At 57.6% G+C, this 23,069-nt stretch carries 20 protein-coding genes; 14 read left to right on the top strand and 6 right to left on the bottom strand.

Annotation, left to right across the window (positions count from 1 at the left end; genetic code table 11):
• Positions 1 to 70 precede the first annotated feature (70 nt).
• The 3 genes from DSM3645_RS08165 to DSM3645_RS08155 are packed head-to-tail and all read left to right on the top strand — an operon-like array spanning position 71 to position 2,881.
• Positions 71 to 967 carry an MlaE family ABC transporter permease gene (locus DSM3645_RS08165; RefSeq protein ID WP_040351700.1) on the top strand — a complete coding sequence of 299 codons (897 nt, stop codon included), beginning with the start codon at positions 71 to 73 and terminating at the stop codon, positions 965 to 967.
• 3 nt (positions 968 to 970) lie between these two features.
• On the top strand, positions 971 to 1,798 hold the full coding sequence (locus DSM3645_RS08160; RefSeq protein WP_002651641.1) for an ABC transporter ATP-binding protein: 828 nt from the start codon (positions 971 to 973) through the stop codon (positions 1,796 to 1,798).
• A gap of 6 nt (positions 1,799 to 1,804) precedes the next feature.
• Positions 1,805 to 2,881, top strand: coding sequence for an MlaD family protein (locus DSM3645_RS08155; protein ID WP_002651640.1), 1,077 nt, complete (start codon positions 1,805 to 1,807; stop codon positions 2,879 to 2,881).
• Between the two features lie 157 nt (positions 2,882 to 3,038).
• Here the strand turns inward: DSM3645_RS08155 and DSM3645_RS27915 are convergent, their stop codons facing one another.
• Complete coding sequence (locus DSM3645_RS27915; RefSeq protein WP_131282331.1) at positions 3,039 to 3,446, bottom strand: carboxypeptidase-like regulatory domain-containing protein; 408 nt, start codon at positions 3,444 to 3,446, stop codon at positions 3,039 to 3,041.
• Between the two features lie 131 nt (positions 3,447 to 3,577).
• A complete protein-coding gene (locus tag DSM3645_RS08145) occupies positions 3,578 to 4,507 on the bottom strand; it encodes a DUF1559 domain-containing protein (protein ID WP_002651638.1) in 930 nt (309 codons plus the stop codon).
• 557 nt (positions 4,508 to 5,064) lie between these two features.
• On the opposite strand from DSM3645_RS08145, the gene DSM3645_RS08140 reads away from it, so the two are divergent.
• Positions 5,065 to 5,553, top strand: coding sequence for a hypothetical protein (locus tag DSM3645_RS08140; protein WP_002651637.1), 489 nt, complete (start codon positions 5,065 to 5,067; stop codon positions 5,551 to 5,553).
• A gap of 142 nt (positions 5,554 to 5,695) precedes the next feature.
• Here DSM3645_RS08140 and DSM3645_RS08135 read toward each other — a convergent pair whose 3' ends face one another.
• Both DSM3645_RS08135 and DSM3645_RS08130 read right to left on the bottom strand, forming a co-directional pair.
• The gene (locus DSM3645_RS08135) at positions 5,696 to 6,583 is read right to left on the bottom strand and encodes a cytochrome c (RefSeq protein WP_002651636.1); all 888 of its coding nucleotides are present in this window, start codon (positions 6,581 to 6,583) and stop codon (positions 5,696 to 5,698) included.
• Between the two features lie 280 nt (positions 6,584 to 6,863).
• Positions 6,864 to 8,177, bottom strand: coding sequence for a radical SAM protein (locus DSM3645_RS08130; protein ID WP_002651635.1), 1,314 nt, complete (start codon positions 8,175 to 8,177; stop codon positions 6,864 to 6,866).
• A gap of 185 nt (positions 8,178 to 8,362) precedes the next feature.
• Here DSM3645_RS08130 and DSM3645_RS08125 point away from each other — a divergent pair, with 185 nt between their 5' ends.
• The 10 genes from DSM3645_RS08125 to DSM3645_RS08080 all read left to right on the top strand — a co-directional run bounded on the left by DSM3645_RS08125 (position 8,363) and on the right by DSM3645_RS08080 (position 20,735).
• Complete coding sequence (locus DSM3645_RS08125; protein ID WP_002651634.1) at positions 8,363 to 10,195, top strand: prenyltransferase/squalene oxidase repeat-containing protein; 1,833 nt, start codon at positions 8,363 to 8,365, stop codon at positions 10,193 to 10,195.
• Positions 10,196 to 10,208: 13 nt separating this feature from the next.
• Complete coding sequence (locus DSM3645_RS08120) at positions 10,209 to 12,059, top strand: polyprenyl synthetase family protein (RefSeq protein ID WP_002651633.1); 1,851 nt, start codon at positions 10,209 to 10,211, stop codon at positions 12,057 to 12,059.
• Positions 12,060 to 12,098: 39 nt separating this feature from the next.
• Positions 12,099 to 12,647 carry a hypothetical protein gene (locus DSM3645_RS08115; RefSeq protein WP_002651632.1) on the top strand — a complete coding sequence of 183 codons (549 nt, stop codon included), beginning with the start codon at positions 12,099 to 12,101 and terminating at the stop codon, positions 12,645 to 12,647.
• A gap of 224 nt (positions 12,648 to 12,871) precedes the next feature.
• Positions 12,872 to 13,102, top strand: a complete 231-nt coding sequence (locus DSM3645_RS08110; protein WP_002651631.1) for a DUF3311 domain-containing protein — start codon at positions 12,872 to 12,874, stop codon at positions 13,100 to 13,102.
• 2 nt (positions 13,103 to 13,104) lie between these two features.
• Positions 13,105 to 14,655, top strand: coding sequence for a sodium:solute symporter family protein (locus DSM3645_RS08105; RefSeq protein WP_002651630.1), 1,551 nt, complete (start codon positions 13,105 to 13,107; stop codon positions 14,653 to 14,655).
• Between the two features lie 149 nt (positions 14,656 to 14,804).
• Positions 14,805 to 15,074: a 30S ribosomal protein S18 gene (rpsR, locus tag DSM3645_RS31265; protein ID WP_002651629.1), complete on the top strand. Its 270-nt coding sequence runs from the start codon at positions 14,805 to 14,807 to the stop codon at positions 15,072 to 15,074.
• Between the two features lie 120 nt (positions 15,075 to 15,194).
• Positions 15,195 to 15,617: an acyl-CoA thioesterase gene (locus DSM3645_RS08095; protein ID WP_002651628.1), complete on the top strand. Its 423-nt coding sequence runs from the start codon at positions 15,195 to 15,197 to the stop codon at positions 15,615 to 15,617.
• An 18-nt stretch (positions 15,618 to 15,635) separates the two neighbouring features.
• On the top strand, positions 15,636 to 16,559 hold the full coding sequence (locus DSM3645_RS08090) for a prenyltransferase/squalene oxidase repeat-containing protein (protein ID WP_002651627.1): 924 nt from the start codon (positions 15,636 to 15,638) through the stop codon (positions 16,557 to 16,559).
• A 14-nt stretch (positions 16,560 to 16,573) separates the two neighbouring features.
• Complete coding sequence (locus DSM3645_RS08085; RefSeq protein WP_002651626.1) at positions 16,574 to 17,242, top strand: ABC transporter ATP-binding protein; 669 nt, start codon at positions 16,574 to 16,576, stop codon at positions 17,240 to 17,242.
• Positions 17,226 to 20,735: an ABC transporter permease gene (locus tag DSM3645_RS08080; RefSeq protein WP_002651625.1), complete on the top strand. Its 3,510-nt coding sequence runs from the start codon at positions 17,226 to 17,228 to the stop codon at positions 20,733 to 20,735. The genes DSM3645_RS08085 and DSM3645_RS08080 overlap by 17 nt, the downstream gene beginning before the upstream one ends.
• 11 nt (positions 20,736 to 20,746) lie before the next feature.
• Here DSM3645_RS08080 and DSM3645_RS08075 read toward each other — a convergent pair whose 3' ends face one another.
• Positions 20,747 to 22,087: a DUF11 domain-containing protein gene (locus tag DSM3645_RS08075; protein WP_002651624.1), complete on the bottom strand. Its 1,341-nt coding sequence runs from the start codon at positions 22,085 to 22,087 to the stop codon at positions 20,747 to 20,749.
• A 21-nt stretch (positions 22,088 to 22,108) separates the two neighbouring features.
• On the bottom strand, positions 22,109 to 22,948 hold the full coding sequence (locus tag DSM3645_RS08070; protein ID WP_050769329.1) for a hypothetical protein: 840 nt from the start codon (positions 22,946 to 22,948) through the stop codon (positions 22,109 to 22,111).
• Between the last annotated feature and the right edge of the window lie 121 nt (positions 22,949 to 23,069).

Below are 23,069 nucleotides of genomic sequence, written 5' to 3'. Positions count from 1 at the left end.
TAATGAGGATCCCCCGAGCTGCGCGCGCATCTCGAGAGTAGCTAGCACGCATCGTCAACGACCGAAAACGATGGCGACCGGAACCGCCCCTACAAACCCGACTCCTCCCCCGCGACCACGTCAGTTGACTTGGATCGAAGAGGCGTTTTTCAATTGGATCGCCGATTGGGGAACGTTGGGGATCGAATTTACGATCGCCGTTGGCGACATGTCGCTGTTCGCGCTGCGGACCATGCAGTGGCTCTTTAATCGCCTGCCGAAACGCGAAACGTTGGTTCCCAACTTCTACCAGGTCGGCGTGATGAGTTTGCCGGTGGTGGCGCTGACTGGTACGTTTATCGGCATGGTGTTGGCCGTCCAAAGCTACTTTCAATTCCGGCAACTGGGGCTCGAGACGCGACTAGGCGCCGTGATCAACATGACCCTGGTCCGCGAACTAGGGCCGGTGCTCGCCGCAACGATGTTAGCCGGTCGCGTCGGCAGCGCTATGGCTGCCGAGTTGGGAACGATGCGCGTGACCGAGCAGATCGACGCGCTCGATAGCATGGGGACCAATCCGATTCATTACCTCGTGGTGCCGCGGTTCTTGGCCTGCGTGATTCTTATCCCGGCGCTGACGGTGATGGCCGACTTCATGGGGTTTGTCGGCGGCTACTTTTACTCGGTCAATATTCTGGGGATCGATCAACACTACTACATGTACAACTCCGAGCAGTTTGTGCAGTCGTGGGATATTTTCTATGGTCTCATCAAGAGCGTCTTCTTTGGCGGGACGATTGCGATCGTCAGTTGCCATCGCGGGTTCCACTGCGAAGCTGGCGCCGAAGGGGTCGGCCGAGCTGCGACCGCGGCGTTCGTCTATTCGTTCGTCTTTATTTTGGCGATCGACTTGGCGCTCGGGATTGGGCTCGACTCGATTTATAACTATATGTGGCCCGATCATGTCGTCTCCATTAGCGGAGGTTAAACGTTGCACGCGCGGTTAGAAGAAGATCATTCCGAGCCGATTCTGGATGTCGATTCGCTGCATGTGCAGTTCGGCAGTCAGACGGTGCTGCGCGATATCTCGATCAAGATTCCCCGTGGGCAAACGTTGGCGATCATCGGCGAAAGCGGATGCGGCAAGACGGTGCTGTTGAAGACGATGATCGCGCTGATTCGCCCGACGCAGGGTCAGGTGACGTTCGAAGGAAAAAACCTGCACAAGATTTCGGAACGAGAGCTGACCAAAGAACGGATCCGCTATGGGTTCGTCTTTCAAGGGGCTGCGCTGTTCGACAGTATGACGATCGGACAAAACGTCGCTTTTCCCTTGAAGCAACATACTCGTAAGCCGATCGAAGAGATTCGCCAGATCGTGTTTGGCTTGCTGGCCGACGTCGGTCTGCCCGATTCGATCGTCTGGAAGAAGCCGGCTGAGCTCTCCGGCGGCATGCAAAAACGAGTCGGACTGGCGCGTTCGTTGGCCCTCAAGCCCGAGGTGATGTTGTACGACGAGCCGACGACGGGACTCGATCCGATCATGAGCGACGTCATCAACGAGCTGATCTTGCGAACCCGGTCGCGCTACCCCGTCACTAGCATTGTGGTGACGCATGACATGCGGACAGCCCGTAAAGTAGCCGATCGCGTGCTGATGCTTTATCCGGCAAGCCGCTTAAAAGGGGATGAGCCGCAGATCTTGTACGATGGACCGCCGGAGGGACTCGACGAGTGCACCGATCGTCGCGTCACGCAATTTGTGCATGGCGAAGCGGGCGAACGGATCATGGAAATGCGCGAAGCGGCGGGAGTATAACGCGACATGGATGATCGCATTTTACAATTTCGCGTGGGAGTCGTCATGCTGGCGGCGCTGATGATCGCCGGCATTCTCTTCTTCTTGTTGGGCGAATTCCCGACGCTGGTCACCGATCGAAATACGCTCTACGTCGTCTTTGATCAGGCGCCCGGCGTGACGGTCGATACGCCGGTGCGGACCTCCGGCATTTTGATCGGCCGCGTCAGCGACGTTGCGCTGCAAGAAGACCGCGACGTGCTGGTGACGCTCAAAATCGACCGCAAGTATATGCCGCGCTCGAATGATGTTTGCCGCATTACTTCCGGGTCGATCTTGGGGGATGCGTTGCTTGAGTTCGTGCCGGGCGAACGTCCCACGCAGCAGGTCACCGTATTGCAGGACAAGGCGATGATCGAAGGCCTCGTCGCGAACAATCCGTTGGACACGCTGCGGAATCTTGAAGGGCAAATGGCCACGGCGCTTTCCACCATCGATCAAGCAGGCCGCGAAGTCGGCACGTTCGCGCACAACGCGAACGAGATGCTGGTGGGGAATGGAAATCAATTCCAACGGATCCTGCAGAAATCAGAACTGGCGCTCGATCGATTTGATAACGCAATGTTAGCGATCAACAATCTGGTCGCCGACGAAGAGCTGAACAAACGTTTGCACGAGGCGCTGGAAGGCTTGCCCGAAACGTTAAACGAATCTCGAGCGTTGATCGAACGCATGCAAGGCGTCGTCGACAAAGCGGACCGCAATCTCGAGAACCTGGAAGGCTTTACCGAGCCGCTGGGCGAAAAGGGAGAACAGCTGATCGCCAACTTGGAGACCAGCACCGAGAATCTAAGTGAGATGATCGAGCAACTCGCTCGCCTGGCCCGGGCCGCCAACAATCCGGATGGTTCGCTGGGACAGATCATGAACAATCCGCAGCTCTATCAGAATCTGAACGAAGCGGCCGAAAACGTCCAAGAGATCTCGGCCAAGCTCAAGCCGATCATCAACGACGTCCGCGTCTTCACCGACAAGATCGCCCGCGACCCAGGGATTATTGGGGTCCGTGGGGCGCTGAAGCGAGGGCAATCGGGGATCAAGTAGATGTCCGTCAGGGTGGGTGGAACAAGCGCGGAGAACTCGACTTCGCGCGATCAACTTCCCTCGCTTGCGCAACCCACCTTCGACTTGCGAACGCCCTGTTGGGTTTCGCTCCGCTGCACCCAACCTACATGACGGAATTTTTTGGCGCGAACAAAAACTAGCGAGCCCGCTCGACTTGGAAGTCGAGTGAGCTGTTCGCTCCTTCTACTTTCGCTTCGAGCGGAGTTCTTTCTCGGTTGGCGAACTTCCCGGCTATCTGGGATTGCTTGCCATATTCGCTGAATCCCTGGATGGTGACTTGGTAGTTTCCCTGGGGAACTCCGTCATCTCCGGAATAGGTTCCCATGTAATAGGACCCATCCGACTCGATGACCCCTTCGGAACTGATGTTCTGCTCTGAGTCCGCAAAGATGATAAGTCCGCCGGTGACAGGCGAACCATCGGTATAGGTCACTTTGCCCGAGGTTGGATAGGTCGCGATTCCGCCGGGACTGCAACCGGTCAAATGGAGCATTAATACCGCCGCCAACAAAGTGCTGGAAGCATATCCTCTTGTTTTCTTCACGAGTCAACCTTTGCTATTCGTAGCAAACAACAGCGAGTCTGTTTGCCTGCCCGGTAATCTGAAAAAAATCAAGTGCGAAACGCTCGTCGTCTGCGGTTCGCACTAGCCAGTAAACCACCGCTAGAGAGGACCTAATCCAGTCGGTAAGTCCTGCCGTCGCGGCGATCCGCCATCAGGTACAAATTGACCGGATCCACGATGGTCGCCACGTTGTGGACGCTTCCATCGCAAAACAAGAATTGGGCGATGCCGGGATGGTAACTGCCGAATCTCTTTTGGAAACCGCTGTTTTCGCGGTGATAATTGGGTTCCCGAATGATCGTCCACTTCGAGTTTCGCACGATCGTCCACGTCCTCCAGTTGCTGGTGTACCAAAAGTAGAACGTCCCGTCGCCGTCGCTCGCCTCTTTATTGAGGTTGTCTTGGGCGACATGTTTTTCGCCGAGCAACGAGGTGTTTGAGAGACCGTCAGTAATGCTGGCGAACTTGGTTTGCGACCGCCAGCCGGTGATCTGGTTTCCGCTGACGGTTCCTCCGGTGGAGTGAATCAATGCTCCGTAATGAACATTCGGACTGGCCCCTCCCTGTTCAAAGCGATCGCAGTCGTCCGACGATTCTCGGTTGCCCGTGGTCGCATAGTCGGCCGCGGCGCCCTGCGGAGTCTGTTGAACTCCTGAGCGGCGACTAGGGCAGAGCAGCGCCGGTATCGACGCCGCGGGACTCTTGATGAACGTGTTGTTGTCGCCGCTGGTAAATTTCGCGGTCATATCAAGTTGATCTTGAACGTTCTGCAATTCCATTTGCGGAAACAGCAGCGGAAAAAAGGTTCCGAACTCATTTCCGATCACCGCCGGAGGCAAAGTGCCGTAGGTGTCGTGAAAATTGTGGAACGCTAGGCCGAGCTGTTTCAAATTGTTGCTGCATTGCATCCGGCGAGCAGCTTCACGCGCCTGCTGAACTGCCGGCAACAAGAGCGCAATCAAGACGCCGATAATGGCGATGACGACCAGCAGTTCAACAAGGGTGAAAGCCAAACGGCTTTCTCGTAAGCGGCGTTGCATGGGGTTCCTCAATCGTTCGAGGGATGGGGGCGAATTCGTAAGAAAAGCGAAATCACGAAGCGACAAATCAAAGCAAAGAAGCTCTGGCGTATCGCGATCCTTGCTATTCAAAGCAAGTAACCTGCGTTCTATTAGAAATCATTCCGGAAGATTGAACTTCGCAATTCACCTAAAAAGGGTGAGCTTTTTAACGTGTACAGAGCGAAATGAGCCCAGAACTGTCGGTGTCGCTCAATTTGACCCCCTGATTTTTTCGCAAACTCCGCCGCCTAGAATTTGGCTTCTGCAAAGGGGCGATAAGAACAATGAACGTGCGATCACCAGAAAAATAGGGGCACTCCGTTAGTCGCTTCCTTTCCCCAAGTCAGGTAGGGTCGATGGAGCGATTGCGGAGAACTCGACTTCGCGCGTTCAACGTCGTCCGTTTGCGCATCCCATCTTTAACTTGCGAGCGCCTTGTTGGGTTTTGCTCCGCCCAACGGATGCGGCTCACGTCATGGAAGGTTTGGGGCCGAACTTGCGATCGTTTATGATGCAGCTATGTAACGCCACGTCGGGTGGCCGAATATCTATGCCTGCTTAGATTGGAGCTTGCCATGGGAATCTTCTCTCGCTTCACGACGCCATTTCTTCTCGTGGCGCTCTCGGTTTCGGTCAATCTTCCCAGCGCCTTTGGACAAGACGACGCCAACAGCCCCACTGAATCGCAGATTCAGCAGTTGTTAAACCGACGTGTTGACCAGCTACGTAAGGTCAGCGAGTTGCTGGCGGTCCAATTCGAGAATGGGGGAGAATCCAACTATGACCGGCTCCTCACTGTGCAAATCAAACTGCATGAGGCCGAAATCGAAGCAGCGGAAACGCCGGAGGCTCGTTTGGCGATATTAGAAGCCTATCTGAAAACGGCGAAAAAACTCGCAGACTTTACCGATATGAAGTTTCGAAACGGAGAGGGGTCTGCAGTGGATAGCCTCCTTGCCCAAGCGGCGGCGACGGGTGTTGAGATTAGGCTACTCAAAGCGCGACGCGCGTTGAAATTCAGGTAGCGTGGATGGAGCAAGCGCGGAGAACTCGACTTCGCGCGTTCAACGTCCCTCGCTTGCGCAACCCACCTTCAACTTGCTATCCCCTTGTTGGGTTTCGCTCCGCTGCACCCAACCTACATGAAGAGCCGTTGTGACGGACCAACTAGTTCCGATAGTCGGCATGGCAAGCGTTGCATGACTTTTTGAGCTTCGCCAGATCGTCGCTCAGGCCTGACTTGTCGCCGCGCTTTAATTTCGTCTCGATTGTTAGCGCGATCGCTTCTGACGATTGCAGCAGCTGTCGGAACTTAACGTCGTACTCGTCCTCCGCCAGCAAGCGACCTGCTTCGTGCAGTCCCTCGCGCAAGATCAATGCTTCGCCGACCGGCGTCAGATCGGGGTGATCGGCTGGTGTATTCCACTGGGCTTTGTCGATCAGCACCAGGTTGTCATAGATTCGATCGATGTCGGCCATCGCGGCGGCGAGCGACTCGACCTGGGCGACTTCGACCAACTTGGGGCGGGGAGCATTGGGGGGCAGCGGTGTGAACTCGTGCACGTTTTTCCAGAGTCCGGTATAGTCGCCGCTGGTGCCGGCCTGATGCATGAACGCTTCGGCTTGAGCGGTGTTCAGTGAACCTTCGGCCAGGCAAGCGATCGCGACGCCGGCGGGGCCGCGATGTTTGCCGTGATGGCAATGGAAGTAAATCTGACCCGGGTACTGCTTCATCACTTCGGCCAGTTGAGCTTGAGCGTCGCCGGGCACGCCGTCATAGCCAAAAGGAATATGAATGTACTTCAGGCCCTGTTTTTTCGCGGCGGCGATCTCTGGTTTGGCGCCGTCGACCGAAACGATCACTTGGACGCCCAGCTTCGCGAGCGACTCAAACCCTGCGACGCCATGCGGCTGACTGCCGCTCCAAACGCGCGGCGTGACTTGAAACAGATTGTGCACGCCCGGCGGATCAACTTGCTTAGCGGCGGGCCCTTCCGGCGGCATGGGATCGGCGGCCAACAAGATCGGCAGAAGCAGCATCGGGGCAATTTGCATCACAAGATTCTCCGCCAGCCAATTGATAAGCTTGCGAACATTCTAGTTTCCGTTAGGCCGTGACGCCACAGAAGCGAAAGTAGAAAAGGGGCAGGATCGCCGTAGGGTGGATGGAGCAAGCGAATGCCGGCGACCAATTTCGCGCAACATCATCGCTTGCGCAACCCACCAAGGACGTGTTTGCTGTAAGCAGGTTCGGTGGGTTACGCAAACCGGCTATATCGATTGGTGATGGTGGAAGCGATTTCGGTTTTTGCTCCCCCCACCCTCACGTTTGCGTCTACTTGTCGGCCGATGTCGGAATTGTCGTTTCCAATTGCACTAGCGGCGGATGCGACGGCGACTGGTTGATCGCTTCGCCATCTTTGATGGTCGGGCGCCAGTTTTTCAGCTCGAAGTGCCGACCATACGCGCCATAGTCATGGAAGGCGAACTTCTTCAGCAGCCAATAGGCCCAGCTTTTCTCGGGCACTTCGCGGCCTGGATTGTACTGCGAAGGGTTGGTCTGCAGTTCGTCAAGCTCTTGATAGGCGGCGCCGCGAACCGTCGTGTCCTTCGCTTCGTTCTTCCGCGCGTATTCGTTCAGCAGATCGGGACGCTCCAAGATGATGCAGCCGCGCGTGCTGCCGGCGGCCAACTCGCGAAAGCCGCGTAAGAATTCGGATTCGTTGAAAACCTCTTTCAGCGGTCGCTCGTCATGGATCGACTCTTTGGCGAACTGGATCACCGGGCAAGGTTCGATATCGCCGTAGGGCGAAATGTGATGCGTGAACCCGGTCGCGGCCGGACATAGCGCGTTGCCATCCGCATCGTAGTAGGCGTCGATGATCGCAATCGGCTTCTTACAACGCATCTCGACGACAAACTTGCGGGCCTGGTACTGTTGCTCTGGCGTCAGCGCCAATTGCGGATTCGGCTCGGGGCCCACGATGCGGTAGATGTGGTACCACGTGTAGAAGACCCCCATCTCAATCAGGCGGTCAATCCACTTCTCTTGCAGCAGGTCGTCATAGTTCGTTTGGCACAAGCTGGTGCAGACGCCGGTCAGCAACTTATTGCGGGTGCAGTTTTCGATCCCCTCGATCGACTTGCTATAGACGCCGCCGCGACCGCGACGCTCGTCGCTGATGATCTCGGAGCCTTCAATGCTGATCAGCGGCGTGACGTTGCCGAGTCGGCGAAGTTCTTTGGCGACTTCGTCGGTGATGAAATGCCCGTTGGTGAAAACTTGAAAGTAGGCGTCGGGATGGCGCGCGAAGATTTCGAGCAAATCGGCATGCATGAAGGGTTCGCCCCCCAAGATGCCGAAAAACGAATTGCCCATCGCTTTCGCCTGGTTTAACAAACTGTCCATCGCGGCGATATCAATTTTCTCTTGCTTCGCCGCGACATCGACCCAGCACCCCTGACAGCGAAGATTGCAGCTGTTGATGACCGAGATATAGAGGAACGGGGGGAAGAACTCGCCCCGCTTGAGTCTCGATTTGTGCTTGACGACGCTTCGCAGACCCTTGTAGCCCATCAGCCAAGCGAATTTGGCGACCAGGCGTTTGTCAGTTTCTAGAAGAGCTCGTTTGGCGAGTCGCAGATACATAAGCTCAGCACGGTCGAGGGATAGAGTCGAAGGGGAAATTGCGGGCAAGCGATCTGTCGTTCATTCTACCACCAAGAGCCGCGGGAAGACAGGAACGCGGCTCCGTCGACAGTCGCGCCGCTGGCACGTAAACTGAATAACCCCGTCTATTCCCTCCCTTCCGCCGCCTGGATACCGCCTTGTTGATGGACCAAGATCGACTTCAGCGCTGCTATGCGATTGCCCGCGATGATCTGCTTGCGCAGCGTAATGGGCAAGGGCATTGGACCGGCGAGTTGTCGACATCGGCCTTGTCGACAGCCACGGCGGTCAGCGCCCTACAGTTAGTGGTGCGGCATGATCCGGCCCAAAGCGAGCGTTTGATGCCGCTGATTGAGGGGGGAGTGCGATATCTTACCGAACATCAAAACCCCGACGGCGGCTGGGGCGACACCGATCGCAGTTATTCGAACATTGCGACCACCATGTTGGCGGTCGCCGCGCTAACGATCGCCGAGCGTCGCGAGGCGTTGTTTGAGCAGCTTGCCTTCGCCGAGAACTATATCGAAGCGCAAGGGGGCATCCCCGGCTTGCGCCGACGCTACGGCAAAGACAAAACGTTCGCCGTGCCGATTTTGACCAATTATGCGTTGGCGGGGCTGGTGGATTGGCGCGAGGTTTCGCCGCTGCCGTTTGAACTCGCTTGCCTGCCGCAGAAGTTTTACAAGTTGGTGAAGCTGCCGGTCGTCAGCTATGCGATCCCGGCGCTGGTCGCAATCGGGCAAGCACGCTACTTCCATCGGCCTCCCTTCAATCCGCTGATGCGGGGTCTGCGTGGGGCGGCGGTGAAGAAGAGTCTCGCGGTGCTAGAGCGGATGCAACCGGCGAGCGGCGGTTATCTGGAAGCGGCTCCGCTGACCAGTTTTGTCGTCATGAGTCTGGCGAGCATCGGTAATGCGAGCCATCCGGTGGCGCAAAACGGCGTGCAATTTTTGGTCGACTCGGTGCGCGAAGATGGCAGTTGGCCGATTGACTCGAATCTCGCCAACTGGGTGACGACCCTCTCGATCAGCGCGCTGGCGACCGGCGGAGACGATATCGCCGAGCTCGACTGCTTGCCATGGGTACTAGCGAACCAATACCAAGAGACGCATCCCTTTACCGGCGCCGATCCTGGAGGTTGGGGATGGACCGATCTCAGCGGTTCGGTCCCCGATGCCGACGATACTCCGGGGGCTATGTTAGCGATCGCACATTTTTTTCATTCCCCTCGCGCCGACAATGAAACGCGTCGCCAGATTGCGAGCGCAGCGATCAGCGGCGCACGTTGGCTGCTCGACTTGCAGAATAGCGACGGCGGCTGGCCCACCTTTTGTGCAGGTTGGGGGACGCAGCCGTTTGATCGCAGCGGCAGTGATTTGACTGCGCATGCGATTCGAGCGCTGCACGCTTGGCGAAGCGAACTGGGGGACCTGCCGGTAGAGCGGGCAATTGAACGCGGTTTGCGTTATCTCCAAAAACAACAGCGTGACGATGGTTCTTGGTTGCCGCTTTGGTTTGGTAACCAAGATATCCATGACGACGAAAACCCGATTTATGGGACCGTAAAGGTTTTGCTGGCGTATCGCGACCTCGGAAAAATGTCGTCCGAAACAGCCCAAAGAGGGGCCGCGTGGCTGGCTGCGCGGCAAAATGAAGATGGCGGTTTTGGAGGCGGACCGAGTATTTCTACTCTTTGCGGGGGGCCAGGCGAGAGCAGCGTCGAAGAGACGGCGCTGGCGATCGAAGCCCTGTTTGCGGCGGAAAACTCCAATATTTCGGCGGAAATTGTCCCTCCAGCGGTCGGTTGGCTCTGCCAGAGGGTTGAAGAAGGAAGCTACGTCAACTGTACGCCAATCGGTTTTTACTTCTCGAAGCTGTGGTATTATGAAAAGCTCTACCCGAGAGTCATGACGGTTACGTCACTCGGCGCCGCGCTGCAAGCCAACGCCAGCGTCCCGCCTGCGCCAGAGACAGTAACTACATCTTCCGATCATTAAGGAATGTTCTCCCTTGGCAATTGCACCGATCGACTCCAATAGCGCAGACTCCGAGCCGGGCCGCAAACGCAAGTCGCGTCGTCGTCAGACGGCGCACTTGAAGCAGGTCCCTTCGTCGAAGCAGTTGCGCGAGACGATCCGCGCCGCCTGCGTGCAGGTAGCGGCTGGTCTCGACAAGTCTCGTCCCTTGCCGAAGGACGAGATGGAGAAAGTCGTCCGCGATCTGTTGACCGGTTTAAACCAACCTGACAGTTATGTCGGCTGGACCATGGTGATGTTCGCTTCCGAGTTTTGGCGCGATCAGGTCGCCGCCGTGCCGCATGAGCGACGGCTGTTTCTGTTGCCGCATTGTCTGAAACATGCCGAAGGTTGCCCGGCCGACTATGACCAGTTTGGCCTCGACTGCAAAACGTGCGGAGCTTGCAGCATCGCCGACTACCGGACCATCGCCGAAGAAATGGGCTACAAGGTGCTGGTCGCCGAAGGTTCGCCGATCGTACTGAAGATCATCGTCAGCGGGCACGTCGACGCGATCGTCGGCGTCGCTTGTTTGAACGTGCTTGAAAAAGCGATTGATAAAATCTTGCTCGCCGGCATCCCCTGCATGGCGGTCCCGCTGCTCTCGAGCGATTGTCGCAATACGTCGGTCGATGAGGACTGGGTTCATGACATGATCCAAGTGCCGCATCAACAACCGCAGCAAACGACCCGCAGCTATGTTCACTTGATGCGAGCCGCTTCGGCGATGTTTGAGCCGGAAGAACTGACCCGTCTGGTGCAGCCGCAACGCAAAGGTCCGAGCCTGGCCGAAGTTAACGGTCACGGAGCGGCGGCGCTCGATCCGATCTCAGCGACCGAAAAACTGGCGCTCGATTTTCTAGCTCGCGGCGGAAAGTATTCGCGACCCTTCACCACGCTGGCCGTCTATGACGCTTTGACCGGCGGCGAAGGGACTTCGGCCGGCGGCGCGGCGCGTGTCGGCGAATATTCGGACTCGGTCAAGCGGACCGCGCTCGCGATTGAGACCTTTCACAAAGCGTCGCTGGTCCATGACGATATCGAAGATGACGACGCCTACCGCTACGGCGACGTCACGATTCACCGCAAGTACGGCGTGCCGACGGCGATCAATCTGGGCGACTACATGATCGGCCTGGGGTATCGCTTGGTCAGTCGCGATATGGCGCAGTTGGGGGGCGAAACCGCCGGCCGCATCATCGACTGTCTGGCCGACGCCCACATGCGATTGTCCGAAGGGCAGGGCGCCGAACTCCTCTGGCGCGACGCTGCGGACAAGTCGCTGAAACCGGTCGATGCGTTGAAGATCTACGCGTTGAAGACTTCCCCCGCGTTTGAGGCGGCCCTGCAATGCGGCGTGCTGTTAAGTGGAACGGAAGAGGATTATTCCAATTCGATGCGGCAGTTCGCCAGACACGTGGGAGTCGCCTTCCAGATTTTGAACGATCTGAAAGATTGGCGCGGCGACAGCGATAACAAGCTGTCTGCTGGCGGCGACGTCTTGGGTGGCCGACCGACCGTTTTGTGGGCGTTGGCGTTAGAAAATCTGAATGAGGCGAATCGTACAGAACTGATCCAACTAATCAGCGATGATTCGCAAAGTCCGGCGTCGCGAGTCGCGCAAGTTCGCCAGTTGTACGCCACGGCTGGCGTGTTCGACGCCGCCGAACGTTTGATCGATAAATACCGATCCCGCGCCGAAGAAATTGCCGATCAGCTCGAGCCGGAAGAACTGCGCCGACTGATGTACTACTTGATTGACACGATTCTGGATGACCCGGCCGCATCGCAGCCGCCGATCGTCATGCACATGTTGACGGCCGACATGGCTGTCACGCCCGCCTGAGACCATGCCCACCGACTGACTTCTGGATTGCGAAAGGGAGTGAAGTTGAACGACCGTCAACGCACGACGCCTGACTTGGATGAGTTGGTGCGGCTGTTCTATCGCAATCCGAGCGAATTGGGGGACTTCACCGAGGTTTCCGCCGCCGAGACGCCGGAACCGTTTGCCGAACTGTTGGCCCACGATCATCACATGACGGTCACGGTCGAACGCTTTCATGATTCGCCGGTCGATGTGCAAGTGCTCGATACGCTGACGGTAGGATCGGCCTATTCACGGAAGATCCTGTTGTCACGGCAAAGCGACGGCAAGGTCGTGCAGTTTGGCATCGTTCGTTTGCACTGTGATTTTCTTAGTGAAATTGTCGAACGCGAGATCAAAAGCGAAAAGATTCCGGTCGGTCGCGTTTTGATCACGCGCAACGTGTTGCGTCAAGTGCAACTGACCAGTCTCTGGCGCGTCGCGCCGGGCGAAGAATTGCGAGATTTGCTCGCATTGGCCCCCGGCGACGTCATCTATGGTCGCACCGCATTGATCTTCTGCGACGGCGAACCGGCCGTTGAGTTGCTAGAGATCGTCACCCCTTAATCACGTCGGGCCCGGCGACCTGCTCTTCCGTCGAAGACGCCGTAAGAGCATTGGCGCCGAGAGCGACTTGAGCACCGCATCCGCGTCCTCGATTCCCCGCGGTGATCTTTTTCTTTGGATTTGGCTTTCGCCCATCGCTTGGTTCTTCTAAGATAGGCGTTGAAACAACTGTTGTTTGCACCGGTAGCAAGCGACGCCATGCCTTTCCCGCGCACGTCTGCATCATGAAATACCTCGTTTGGTCTCTCGTCGTGGCCCTGATCATTTTGCATCAGGACTTCTGGAATTGGGACAACGCCAATCTCGTATTTGGCTTTATCCCCGTGACACTGCTGTATCAGGTTTGTATTTCGTTGGGGGCCGGGATCACCTGGTTCCTGGCGGTTCAGTTCGCTTGGCCGCAAGAACTGGAATACATCGAACAGCAGATGGAAGAAAAGAAGGGGGAAGAGTAATCATGGTGTTTGAACCCGGCGTCACTCAACTAGTCATCATTTGCTTTTACTTGGCGCTGCTGCTGGCGCTCGGCTTGTTTTCGAACCGCCTCTTTAGCGGTTCGAGCAAAGACTACATGTTGGCGAGCCATTCAATCGGCCCGTTCTTGCTGCTGATGTCGATCTTCGGCACCACGATGACGGCGTTCGCGCTCGTCGGTTCGACCGGCGAATCGTACAAAGAAGGGGTCGGCGTCTACGGATTGCTGGCTTCTTCCAGCGGGATCATTCACTCGCTCTGCTTTTTTGTGCTCGGCGTCAAACTTTGGTCGTTGGGCCGAAAATATGGCTATACGACGCAGATCGAGTTTTTCCGCGATCGACTCGAGAGCGACAAGCTGGGGCTCCTGCTGTTCCCAGTGTTGGTTGGACTGGTGATTCCTTACTTGTTGATCGGCGTCATGGCTTCCGGCACGGTGGTCACCGCGGTGACCCGCGGCGCTTTTCCGGTTTGGTTTGAATCGACGCAAGGTGGCGTGCCAGGATGGCTGGGAAGTCTGGTGATTTGCGGCGTGGTGTTGACCTACGTCTTTTTTGGCGGGATGCGCGGCACCGCTTGGGCCAATACTTTTCAGACGATTGTCTTTATGGTGCTGGGCTTGGTCGCCTTTTTCGTCATTGCCTCGCAGATCGGCGGAAAAGAAGGTCTATGGGCGAACCTGGTCGCCGCCTCCGAATCGATCCCCCGCGACAAACTGGTGCGAGCCGGGAATCCCAGCATGTCGTACTTAAGATTCGCAACCTATATGTTTGTGCCGTTATCGGTTGGCATGTTCCCGCACTTGTTTCAGCACTGGTTGACCGCTCGTAAAGCAAGCAACTTTAAACTGGCGGTCGTCGCTCATCCGCTGTTCATCATGATCGTTTGGGCGCCGTGCGTGTTGATCGGGGCTTGGGCGGCTGGCAACTTGGTGCCGATTCCGCCGGCGGTGGACGCCAACGCCAACGCGATTTTGCCATTTTTGGTGAAGCGTTTTTCGGGCGACGTTCTGGGCGGCTTTTTGACCGCCGGCGTCTTGGCGGCGATCATGTCGTCGCTGGATAGTCAGTTCCTCTGCGTCGGCACGATCTTCACCAACGATATCGTCGTCCACTACGGCGGCAAAAATCGCTTCACCGACAAGCAAATCGTCATGATTGCGCGGACGTTCATTATCTTGATCGTCGCGATCACCTACGGGCTCAGCCTGCTCGACTACCGCCGCGTCTTCACTCTGGGCGTCTGGTGTTTCAGCGGGTTCTCGGCGCTGTTTCCGCTGGTTCTCGCGGCGTTGTACTGGAAAGGTCTCACCAAAGCGGGGGCTTACGCGTCGGTGATTACGGCGATCAGCCTGTGGTGCTACTTTTTCTACCAGTCGGACTTTGCTGGAAACCCACACTATTCGGTGCTGGATATGATGCCGGTTGCTCCGATGTTGGCCGGTTCGACGCTCGCTTTAATCCTCGTTTCGCTGGTAACTCCCCGGCCTAGCGAAGAAACCTTGCAAAAGTTTTTCCCGGCGAAAGACTCGTAAGTGACTGTTACCCTTTGGTTTGCGACAATCGTGCGGGTTCTGACAACCTGCTGTTCGGCCCTTGCTGTCGGCCGCGATTCCGTTAAAATCTGAGGTTTCGACTCGATACAAAACAATCGATAGTAGCTTTTTCGATTCCATAGGATGCTATGAAGCCTGCCAACCGATTCAAGGCTCGTAAACGGGCGAAGACCAAAGCCCGCGTCACACGCAAAGACCCGATCTTCGTCGATGGCAAACGCCCGCGACCGATGTTCGTGGATTACAAAGACGTTGAGCTGCTGAAAAAGCTGACCAATCGCCATGGCCGGATCGTCGGTCGTCGCAAGAGCGGGTGCACCGCGGTTAGCCAGCACGCTGTGACGCAGGCGATCAAACGCGCCCGATTCATGGCTTTGTTGCCGTACGTGAAGGACTAGCATCCTTTCCTAGAAAGGATGTCCCTGCCGACGCACGTCGCGAACGAAGGAAGCCTGCCCACCTGTGCAGGCTTTTTGCGTGCGCTGATTTGAATGGAACGCCAAAGATGAGCTTGCGCCATGCCTGAGGTTTATCACACAAAGCGACGGGTCGAATTTCGTGACACCGACGCCGCCGGCATCATGCACTTCTCGGCGTTCGCCGTTTATATGGAACAAGTCGAGCACGAGTTCCTGCGGCATGTGGGACTTTCGGTCCATACGCCGGACGGCGATGCGACGATCAGTTGGCCGCGAGTCTCGATCCGCTGCGACTTTCAAAGTCCGGTTCGCTTTGAAGACGAGATCGATATTTCGATCGTCGTAAAAAAGATGGGCGCCAAAAGCGTGACGTACGGATTCAAATTCTCGCATGACGGTCGACCGGTCGCGACCGGCGAAACGACCGCCGTTTGTTGTCGCATCTATCATGCGCTGCCGCCGCAGTCGATCGAAACGCCTACTTGGTTTCGCGATAAGATCACCCCTTATCTTGTCGCCTAGAACGACCGGTCCGAGCTGATGAACAACTATCTGCCGGAATTGACGGTTCGCATTGCGATGGGGCTGGGCGAAGTCGACGTCGAGATCCGTGATCGCCACACGCAATTCATTGCCGCCCGACAGCAAGCCGACGGCGGTTTTGGGGGGCGTGAAGGTCCCAGCGATCTCTATTACACGTCATTCGCGCTCCGCTCGTTGGCGATCCTGGGCGAGTTGCACGGAGATCTAGCGGACCGAGCATGCGACTTTTTGCGCTCGCGACTCGGCGGGCAAGAGACGATCGTCGATTTTCTTTCCTTGATCTATGGCGCCGGTCTGCTGGAAAATAGCGCCGGAGTCGAAGTCTTTGCCGGCGCCAACGAAGACTGGCGCGAGCAAGTCGCCGCGGCGCTTGAGAAATTGCGTCGCGAAGACGGGGGTTACGCCAAGGGAGAACTGGGATCGGCCAGCAGCACGTATCACACGTTCTTGGTGCTTCTCTGTTTGCAATTGCTGGAGCGCCCGATCGTACAGCCCGAGCGAATTCGCGATTTTCTGCTTTCGCAAGAAGCCGAGGATGGCGGCTTTCGCGAGATTCGAGCTAGTAAGCGAGCCGGCACCAATCCCACAGCCGCTGCGATCGGCGCGCTGCGGATCATTGATGGGTTGGATCAAGAAGTAGCCGACGGCGCGATCGACTTTTTGCTCGAAATGCAAAATGACGAAGGGGGACTGCGAGCCAACACGCGGATTCCGATCGCCGATCTGCTAAGTACTTTTACCGGCTGTCTGACGCTGACCGATCTGGGCGCATTGCACGAGATCGACACCGCCGCAGCGATGCGTTACGTTGAAGGATTACAACAACCGGGCGGCGGCTTCTTTGGCGCCGTTTGGGACGAAGTCGCCGATGTCGAATATACGTTTTACGGCTTAGGCGGCCTCGCGATCTTGCATCCTTAGACGCACTCGCCGCCATGTCCGATCTCGACGTTGTTTCGCTGCGTAAAGAATATCCGACCCGCGGTGAGCCGCTGGTCGTGCTCCAGCAAGCCGATCTAGCGCTCAATGCTGGCGAAAATCTCGCGATCATTGGTCCGAGTGGTTCCGGCAAGAGCACGCTGCTCTACTGTCTTGGCGCGCTCGAGTCGCCGACGAGCGGCGGCGTGGCGCTCGATGGACAAAATCCGTTTGAGCTGGCCGAGCCGCAACTGGCCGATTTCCGTAATCGCAAAATCGGGTTCATCTTTCAGGACCATCACCTGCTGCCGCAGTTGTCGGTGCTGGAGAATGTATTGGTGCCAACATTGGCCGGCGGCGCCGCATCCAACGAGGCCGTCGAGCGGGCCAAGTATTTAATCGACGGGGTCGGACTCACGTCGCGAATCAGTCATCGACCCGCAGAACTTTCTGGCGGCGAACGGCAACGGGTCGCCGTCGCACGCAGTTTGATTCATCAGCCGCGACTGCTGTTGGCGGACGAACCGACCGGCAATCTCGATCGGACCAACGCCGAAACGATCGGTCGACTGTTGCTCGATTTGCAATCGCAAGAGAACGCGATGCTGATCGCGGTGACGCATAGCATGGAGTTGGCCGAGATGTTCGCCGCGCGGCGAAGTCTCGACGATGGACGCCTTACCTAAACGACGCGCGCAGGAGATGGTCGGCATGGATCAAATGCGACTTGCGCTTCGCAGCGCACGTTATTATTTCTCGATCAACCTGGCGGTGGGACTGGGAGTCGCCGCGGCGACTGCTGTCTTGACCGGTGCGCTGCTGGTCGGCGATTCGGTTCAGGGGAGCCTGCGGGATTTGTCGTTGGATCGTTTGGGCGAGGTCACGCACGTTGTTTTGGCGGATCGCTTTTTCGCCCAGCATCGAGCGACGCAACTGGCCTCCGGCGCCGAACGAACCGCGCCGCTGATCTTGCTGCGCGGCAGCGTCGAACATGCCGGCGAACATCTTCGCCTGGCCGGGGGAGTCTCGATCTTTGGCGTGAATGATTCGTTTTGGCGGCTGAACCCCAACGCGAAGCCGCCCAAGTTCGACGGCGAGAACTCAATCGTCTTAAATGCGCCGCTAGCGGCCGAGTTGAACGTCGCCGTCGGCGATGAGGTGGCGATTCGCTTGCCATCGTCCAATGACGTGCCGGCCGATAGTCCGCTGGGGAAGAAGTCAGGCCGCGTGCGGGGAATTCCCCGGTTGAAAGTCGCCGCGATTATTCCCGCCCAGGGATTGGGAAGATTCGGACTGTTTCCGAACCAACAGGCGCCTCTGAACGCGTTTGTCCCGCTACAGCGATTGGAAGAGTCGCTGGACCTGTCGGGCAAAGCGAACGCGATTTTGCTGGCTGCACGTGATCCCGATCAAACCGCCGAAGAACTTGCGGGCGAGTTGACGCTTGGCCTGGATGATTTCGGCTATCGCTTGGATCAGGTGCGGCAAGAGTTCGCCGCAGAAGGCGCAGATCCGCAAACGATCTACGACTACTACCAGCTCAGTTCGTCGCGGATGATCATTAGCGATGCGGCGGAAGCCGCGATTTTGAAAGCGGCCGGCCGGCAGGCGTTTCCAACTTTTACTTACCTGACGACATCGATTGAAAAAGAGTCAACCGACAATCAGGCGATTCCTTATTCGACAGTGACGGCGCTTGATCCCGGTGCGCTCGCTTACCCGCTGCTTGATACCGCTGGCGAACCGATTCGAATGCTCGCCGAGGATGAAATCATTTTGAACTCATGGTCGGCCGAACAATTGGGGGCCGCGATCGGTGATCCGATCGAACTCGCTTACTTTGAGCCAGAAAGTTCGCATGGAATCGCCAAAGAGACGACCAGTCTGTTTACGGTTGCAGCGATCACTCCATTGACCGAGCCTGACAGTCCCGCGTCACGGCGGCGACCGGCCGAGTACGATAAGCCGCCGACCACCGCGAATGATCCTGACTTAACGCCGGAAGTGGAAGGGATCACCGATCAAGATTCGATCGACGATTGGGATCCGCCGTTTCCGTTCGACAATCGTCGGATCCGCGGAGTCGATGACGCCTATTGGGAAAACTATCGGACCACGCCGAAGGCCTACGTTTCGCTCAGCGCCGGCAAAAAATTGTGGGGAAGCCGGTTTGGCGACGCGACGTCGATTCGGGTTCCGGTCACTGCGATGGCGAAAGAAAAACTGATCGCAGGCATCGAGGCCGAGCTCAATCAGCACAAAGAAGAGCTTGGTTTCCGCTTTTTGCCGGCGCGCCAGAATGCGCTGCGAGCGGCCAGCGGCACGACGCCGTTCAACGGGTTGTTTCTCGGTTTCAGCATGTTCATTATTGCGGCGGCGCTGATGCTGACGCTGCTGCTGTTCCAATTAGGCGTCGACCAGCGCGCTCGACAGATTGGACTCGAAGCGGCCGTTGGCCTGAGGATGAAAGCGATTCGCGCGATGCTGTTGATCGAAGCGACGATCGTCGCTTCGCTAGGCGGATTGGTGGGGGTGATCCTAGGCGTCGGCTATGCCTGGGTGATGCTGTATGGACTGCGCACATGGTGGGTCGCTGCGGTAGTGACGCCGTTTTTGCAATTACATCTCGACAATCCGGCGACGCTGCTGATTGGTTTGACGAGCGGCGTATTCGCTTCGTTGGGCGCTATCCTTTGGGCGCTGCGGCGGTTGCGGAAAACTTCGCCGCGAGCTTTGTTGGCCGGGCAGACCGCCGCATCGCAAGATCACCAGCCAGGAAAAGGGCGTTGGATGATTTACGCCGGTGGAGCGCTGATTGCAGCTTCGATCGGATTAGCCGTATTGGCGACCGCGCTGGCCGGCGAAGCCCAGGCAGGGGCCTTCTTTGGGGCCGGCGCCGCGATGTTGGCGGCGCTGATGTTTCTGGAGCGACGGTATCTGCAGTGGCGCGCGACCGAACGTTCCGCCGGCGTTGGGTTCCAATTATCGCAGTTAGCGCTGAGCAACGCGGCGCGCAATCCGGGCCGCAGTACGTTGACGATTGGACTGGTCGGCGCGGCGTCGTTTTTAATCATCGCGATCAGCAGTTTTCGTTTGGCTCCGACGGAAAGCGGAACCGGCGGCGTAGACTTGATCGCCGAAAGCACGCAGCCGATCTTTCACGACCTGAATTCGCCGGCCGGCCGCTACGATCAAGGTTTTCGCGAAAGCGACGAACCGCTCTTGGCGAAATCGACCCTCTTGGCGATGCGGATGCAACCGGGGGACGATGCGAGTTGTTTGAACTTGTATCAGTCGAACAGTCCGCGCGTGCTGGGAGCGACGCCGCAGATGATCTCCCACTACTCGCAAGAGGGCGCAGCGCAGTTCGAATGGGCAGGCTCAGCGGCGACCACGCCAGAAGAGCAGGCGAATCCCTGGCTCGTGCTTGAGAAGCCTGCCGATGGTGAGAACGCGCCGATTCCATGCGCGCTCGATAAAAACACGGCGATGTACGCGCTGCATCTGTTTGGCGGTGTGGGCGAAACCTTCGAGACGACCGATCCGGATGGACGGACCACCAAGTATCAGGTCGCCGGGCTCCTCTCGAACAGCATTCTGCAAGGGAGCTTGATTGTCAGCGAAGGGAACTTGCTCGACCGCTTTCCCGATACCAGCGGCTACCGCATGTTTTTGATTCAAACGCCGCCGGGAGAAACGGAAGAAGTCGCATCGATCTTGGAAGATCGTTTGAGCGAAGATGGATTTGACGCGACCGACGCCAAGCAGAAACTGATCGACTTGTTGGCGGTGCAAAATACGTATCTCTCGACGTTTCAGAGTCTCGGCGCGCTCGGCTTGTTGCTGGGAACCTTTGGGTTGGCGACGGTTCAGGCACGCAACGTGATTGAACGTCGCGGCGAATTGGCGCTGCTGCAAGCGGCCGGATTTCGCCGCGATCGTTTGGTTCGGCTGGTGCTGCTCGAGAACGCAGCGCTGTTGAGCGCCGGACTGGCGACCGGCGTGTTAGCGGCCCTGGTCGCGGTCTTGCCGCATATGCTGTTTGGCGCAGCAGGCGTTCCGTGGGCGACTTTGACGGTGATGCTGGGGCTGATCTTCGTCGTAGGCTTGATCGCGGGGCGATGGACTGCGCGAGCTTCGTTGCGAACGCCGCTGATTCCCGCTTTACGCGGTGAGTAATCGCTCGTCCGTTAGCGAACGCGACATTTGAAGCGGCAGACGCCCCCTTCGCCGACCTCGAGCGCGTCCTTGATCTCCCAGCGGAGGATCAGCGATTCTTTTTCGTTCGGCTGGGTTAAGAATGCGGCGTCGATGCTGCACTGCGCCGAATCTTCGATCAGTTCCAAGCGAGGCGACAAGTTGTCGATGATCGTCACATTGCCGATTCGCTGATCGCCGAGGTTGTCGAAGCGAAGCGTGAATTCGACGATATCGCCGGGTTGGGCGTCGTCGGTCGAAGCCGCTTTGACAATTCGCAAGCGGGGTTTGCCCGGCGGCAGGTCGAACATCACCGCTTCCTGCGGGTTCATTTCGTAGGTTCCCTCGTGGGCCTGTTGCCCTTCGATGGTGACCTGCACCGCTTGGTTTTCGGTCCACGCGATCGCATTCTGAATGCTGGTCGCCAAGCGAGCTTTCTGCGAAGCGTCGTAGATGCCGACCTTCATGATGCTGAAGTCTTCGTAGGCTTGGAACTCTTTGACAAACTGGATCAAGATCTGGCGATTTTCGAGCCCGACCCCCATCGTGCGATCACGGAAGATCGTCGCCGTGCGCGCGGCGAGATTTCGCTCTGGCTGCACCGGTTGATTGATGTTGGTCGCAATGCCGGTGTGATTCTGTCCTTGCAGTTCCAGGTCGGCGCGGCTAGCAACGAGACGTTGATTTTTCAGGCCGGCCGACAAGCCGTAGATCTTGCGGACTGCGGCGAAGCGGGGCGCGTAAACGCAGACGCGATTACTGGGAGTGACAATCCGCTGGCCATCCAGCGTGTCGTAGTGGGCGACGGTGTCTTCAATGTCGAGACCGCGCATACTGAAGTCGGCGCCGATCATTGTCTGTTGGTTGCGATCGCCGCCGTCGTAGATGTATTCGTCTTCGGGCCAACAAGGGGGCGTCGTGTCGTACGAAGTGACCGGATAGCAGCCGTAGGCGCCGGGGCCGCAATTTCCATAGCCAGGTCCACAGGGTCCGCCTGGGCACGGCATGCTGGAAGTCGGCTGGGGGATCGGCGCAACCGCTTGATAATAATGCTCGGGAGGCGGCACATTGGCCGGTTCTTCGCCGGAGGTTAGTTGAATGGGATATTGATTTTCGACCGGCGGAACTTCACTGGGCTGCGCAGCCGCAAATTGCGGCGTCGGCGCCGGCATTTCGGGCGTCTCTGCTGGCGATTCTTCGTTGAAAGCGATGCCAGACATCGGCTTCGTCGGTCCGTACGTCGTTTTGACGTCGGTGATTTTGCAAGCCGGGACCGTCAGTAGCCCCAACGCCGCGGCCAGCAAAGCGAGTAGTCGCAAGTTCCGAAATTTCATGACGGCAATTCGGCGAAGGTGTTAGCGAGTTTGTACATTACCGGGAGGAGCGTACTGCGGACGCTCCGCAACGTTCGGCGGCAGATAAGCGGTCGGCGGAACGCGAGGATACGCCGGTTGGCGAATCGCTTCCTGCTCGACGCGTTGCGGCGGCATCTGTTGGATCGCGGTGGTGTCAAAGACCATGATCGGCGGCGAGCGATAATCAAATTCGCCCTGCGGTTCTTCCTGCGACGGTTGTCGCGATCCCATCCGTAAAATCGCGACGGGACGCCCTAGTTCGTCGGCGATCTGAATCGGATCGCCGCCGGGAGGAACCTCGAAGAAGGGTTGAAAGTCTTTCTCTTGTCGCGCTGGAACAGCGTCGATCGGCGGTTCGAGATAGATGATCCGCGTCACGAACTTTCCTTCCATCGCGTAGCGAATTTCTTCCTGCGTGATATGGACCGGAATCGGGTATTTCAGTTCTAAGCCCGGCGGTGGGTAAAGTCGATCAATCACTTCGACCGTCGGGTACAGCTCGGCGCCGGGGTTCAGCGGGATCTCGCTCAACCGCATGCGATAGACCTGACCGATCAAACAGCCGGCGATCGCCGGAGCCGGGAGGTCCGGTCCGAATTGCCCGTTGTTGGTGAACGAGACCTTGGTTCCGGCCGGAGGAACAATCTCGACCGGTTGAAACCAGCCGGCGACCGGGCGTTTCTGCAACAGTTGCAACTGTCCGATGGCGCCCGGCGGCAGACCCTCGTGATAGATCTTGTGCGGATTGGGGGTTTCTTGAGCGAAGGCGAGCGTGCTGCAGGTCAGCACGGCGACCATGCCCAAGGTCAAAGCCAGGTTCTGGGGGGTAGAGCTATTCATGCAAGATCCGTCTCGCTGCTGGCTGCGCCAATGTGGAACGAACATCCTTGTCCGCTCGGTTCCCCTGTCATGGGAAAAGGCACGGTCGCGCTTTGCAGCTGTCGACCGTGCCGATGGTTTC

This window comes from Blastopirellula marina DSM 3645, assembly GCF_000153105.1.
GTDB classification, from domain to species: domain Bacteria; phylum Planctomycetota; class Planctomycetia; order Pirellulales; family Pirellulaceae; genus Blastopirellula; species Blastopirellula marina.
Note: the sequence above shows the minus strand (reverse complement) of the source record. Positions and strands in the feature narration are given on the sequence as shown.

Excerpts from the sequence above, each read along its gene's own strand:
- DSM3645_RS08110 (WP_002651631.1), top strand. The coding sequence starts at position 12,872 with ATGAAATACCTCGTTTGGTCTCTCGTCGTGGCCCTGATCATTTTGCAT.
- DSM3645_RS08080 (WP_002651625.1), top strand. The coding sequence starts at position 17,226 with ATGGACGCCTTACCTAAACGACGCGCGCAGGAGATGGTCGGCATGGAT.
- DSM3645_RS08130 (WP_002651635.1), bottom strand. The coding sequence starts at position 8,177 with ATGTATCTGCGACTCGCCAAACGAGCTCTTCTAGAAACTGACAAACGC.
- DSM3645_RS08125 (WP_002651634.1), top strand. The coding sequence starts at position 8,363 with ATGGACCAAGATCGACTTCAGCGCTGCTATGCGATTGCCCGCGATGAT.
- DSM3645_RS08085 (WP_002651626.1), top strand. The coding sequence starts at position 16,574 with ATGTCCGATCTCGACGTTGTTTCGCTGCGTAAAGAATATCCGACCCGC.
- DSM3645_RS08105 (WP_002651630.1), top strand. The coding sequence starts at position 13,105 with ATGGTGTTTGAACCCGGCGTCACTCAACTAGTCATCATTTGCTTTTAC.
- DSM3645_RS08075 (WP_002651624.1), bottom strand. The coding sequence starts at position 22,087 with ATGAAATTTCGGAACTTGCGACTACTCGCTTTGCTGGCCGCGGCGTTG.
- rpsR (WP_002651629.1), top strand. The coding sequence starts at position 14,805 with ATGAAGCCTGCCAACCGATTCAAGGCTCGTAAACGGGCGAAGACCAAA.
- DSM3645_RS08165 (WP_040351700.1), top strand. The coding sequence starts at position 71 with ATGGCGACCGGAACCGCCCCTACAAACCCGACTCCTCCCCCGCGACCA.
- DSM3645_RS08095 (WP_002651628.1), top strand. The coding sequence starts at position 15,195 with ATGCCTGAGGTTTATCACACAAAGCGACGGGTCGAATTTCGTGACACC.
- DSM3645_RS08090 (WP_002651627.1), top strand. The coding sequence starts at position 15,636 with ATGAACAACTATCTGCCGGAATTGACGGTTCGCATTGCGATGGGGCTG.
- DSM3645_RS08145 (WP_002651638.1), bottom strand. The coding sequence starts at position 4,507 with ATGCAACGCCGCTTACGAGAAAGCCGTTTGGCTTTCACCCTTGTTGAA.
- DSM3645_RS08135 (WP_002651636.1), bottom strand. The coding sequence starts at position 6,583 with ATGCAAATTGCCCCGATGCTGCTTCTGCCGATCTTGTTGGCCGCCGAT.
- DSM3645_RS08155 (WP_002651640.1), top strand. The coding sequence starts at position 1,805 with ATGGATGATCGCATTTTACAATTTCGCGTGGGAGTCGTCATGCTGGCG.
- DSM3645_RS08070 (WP_050769329.1), bottom strand. The coding sequence starts at position 22,948 with ATGAATAGCTCTACCCCCCAGAACCTGGCTTTGACCTTGGGCATGGTC.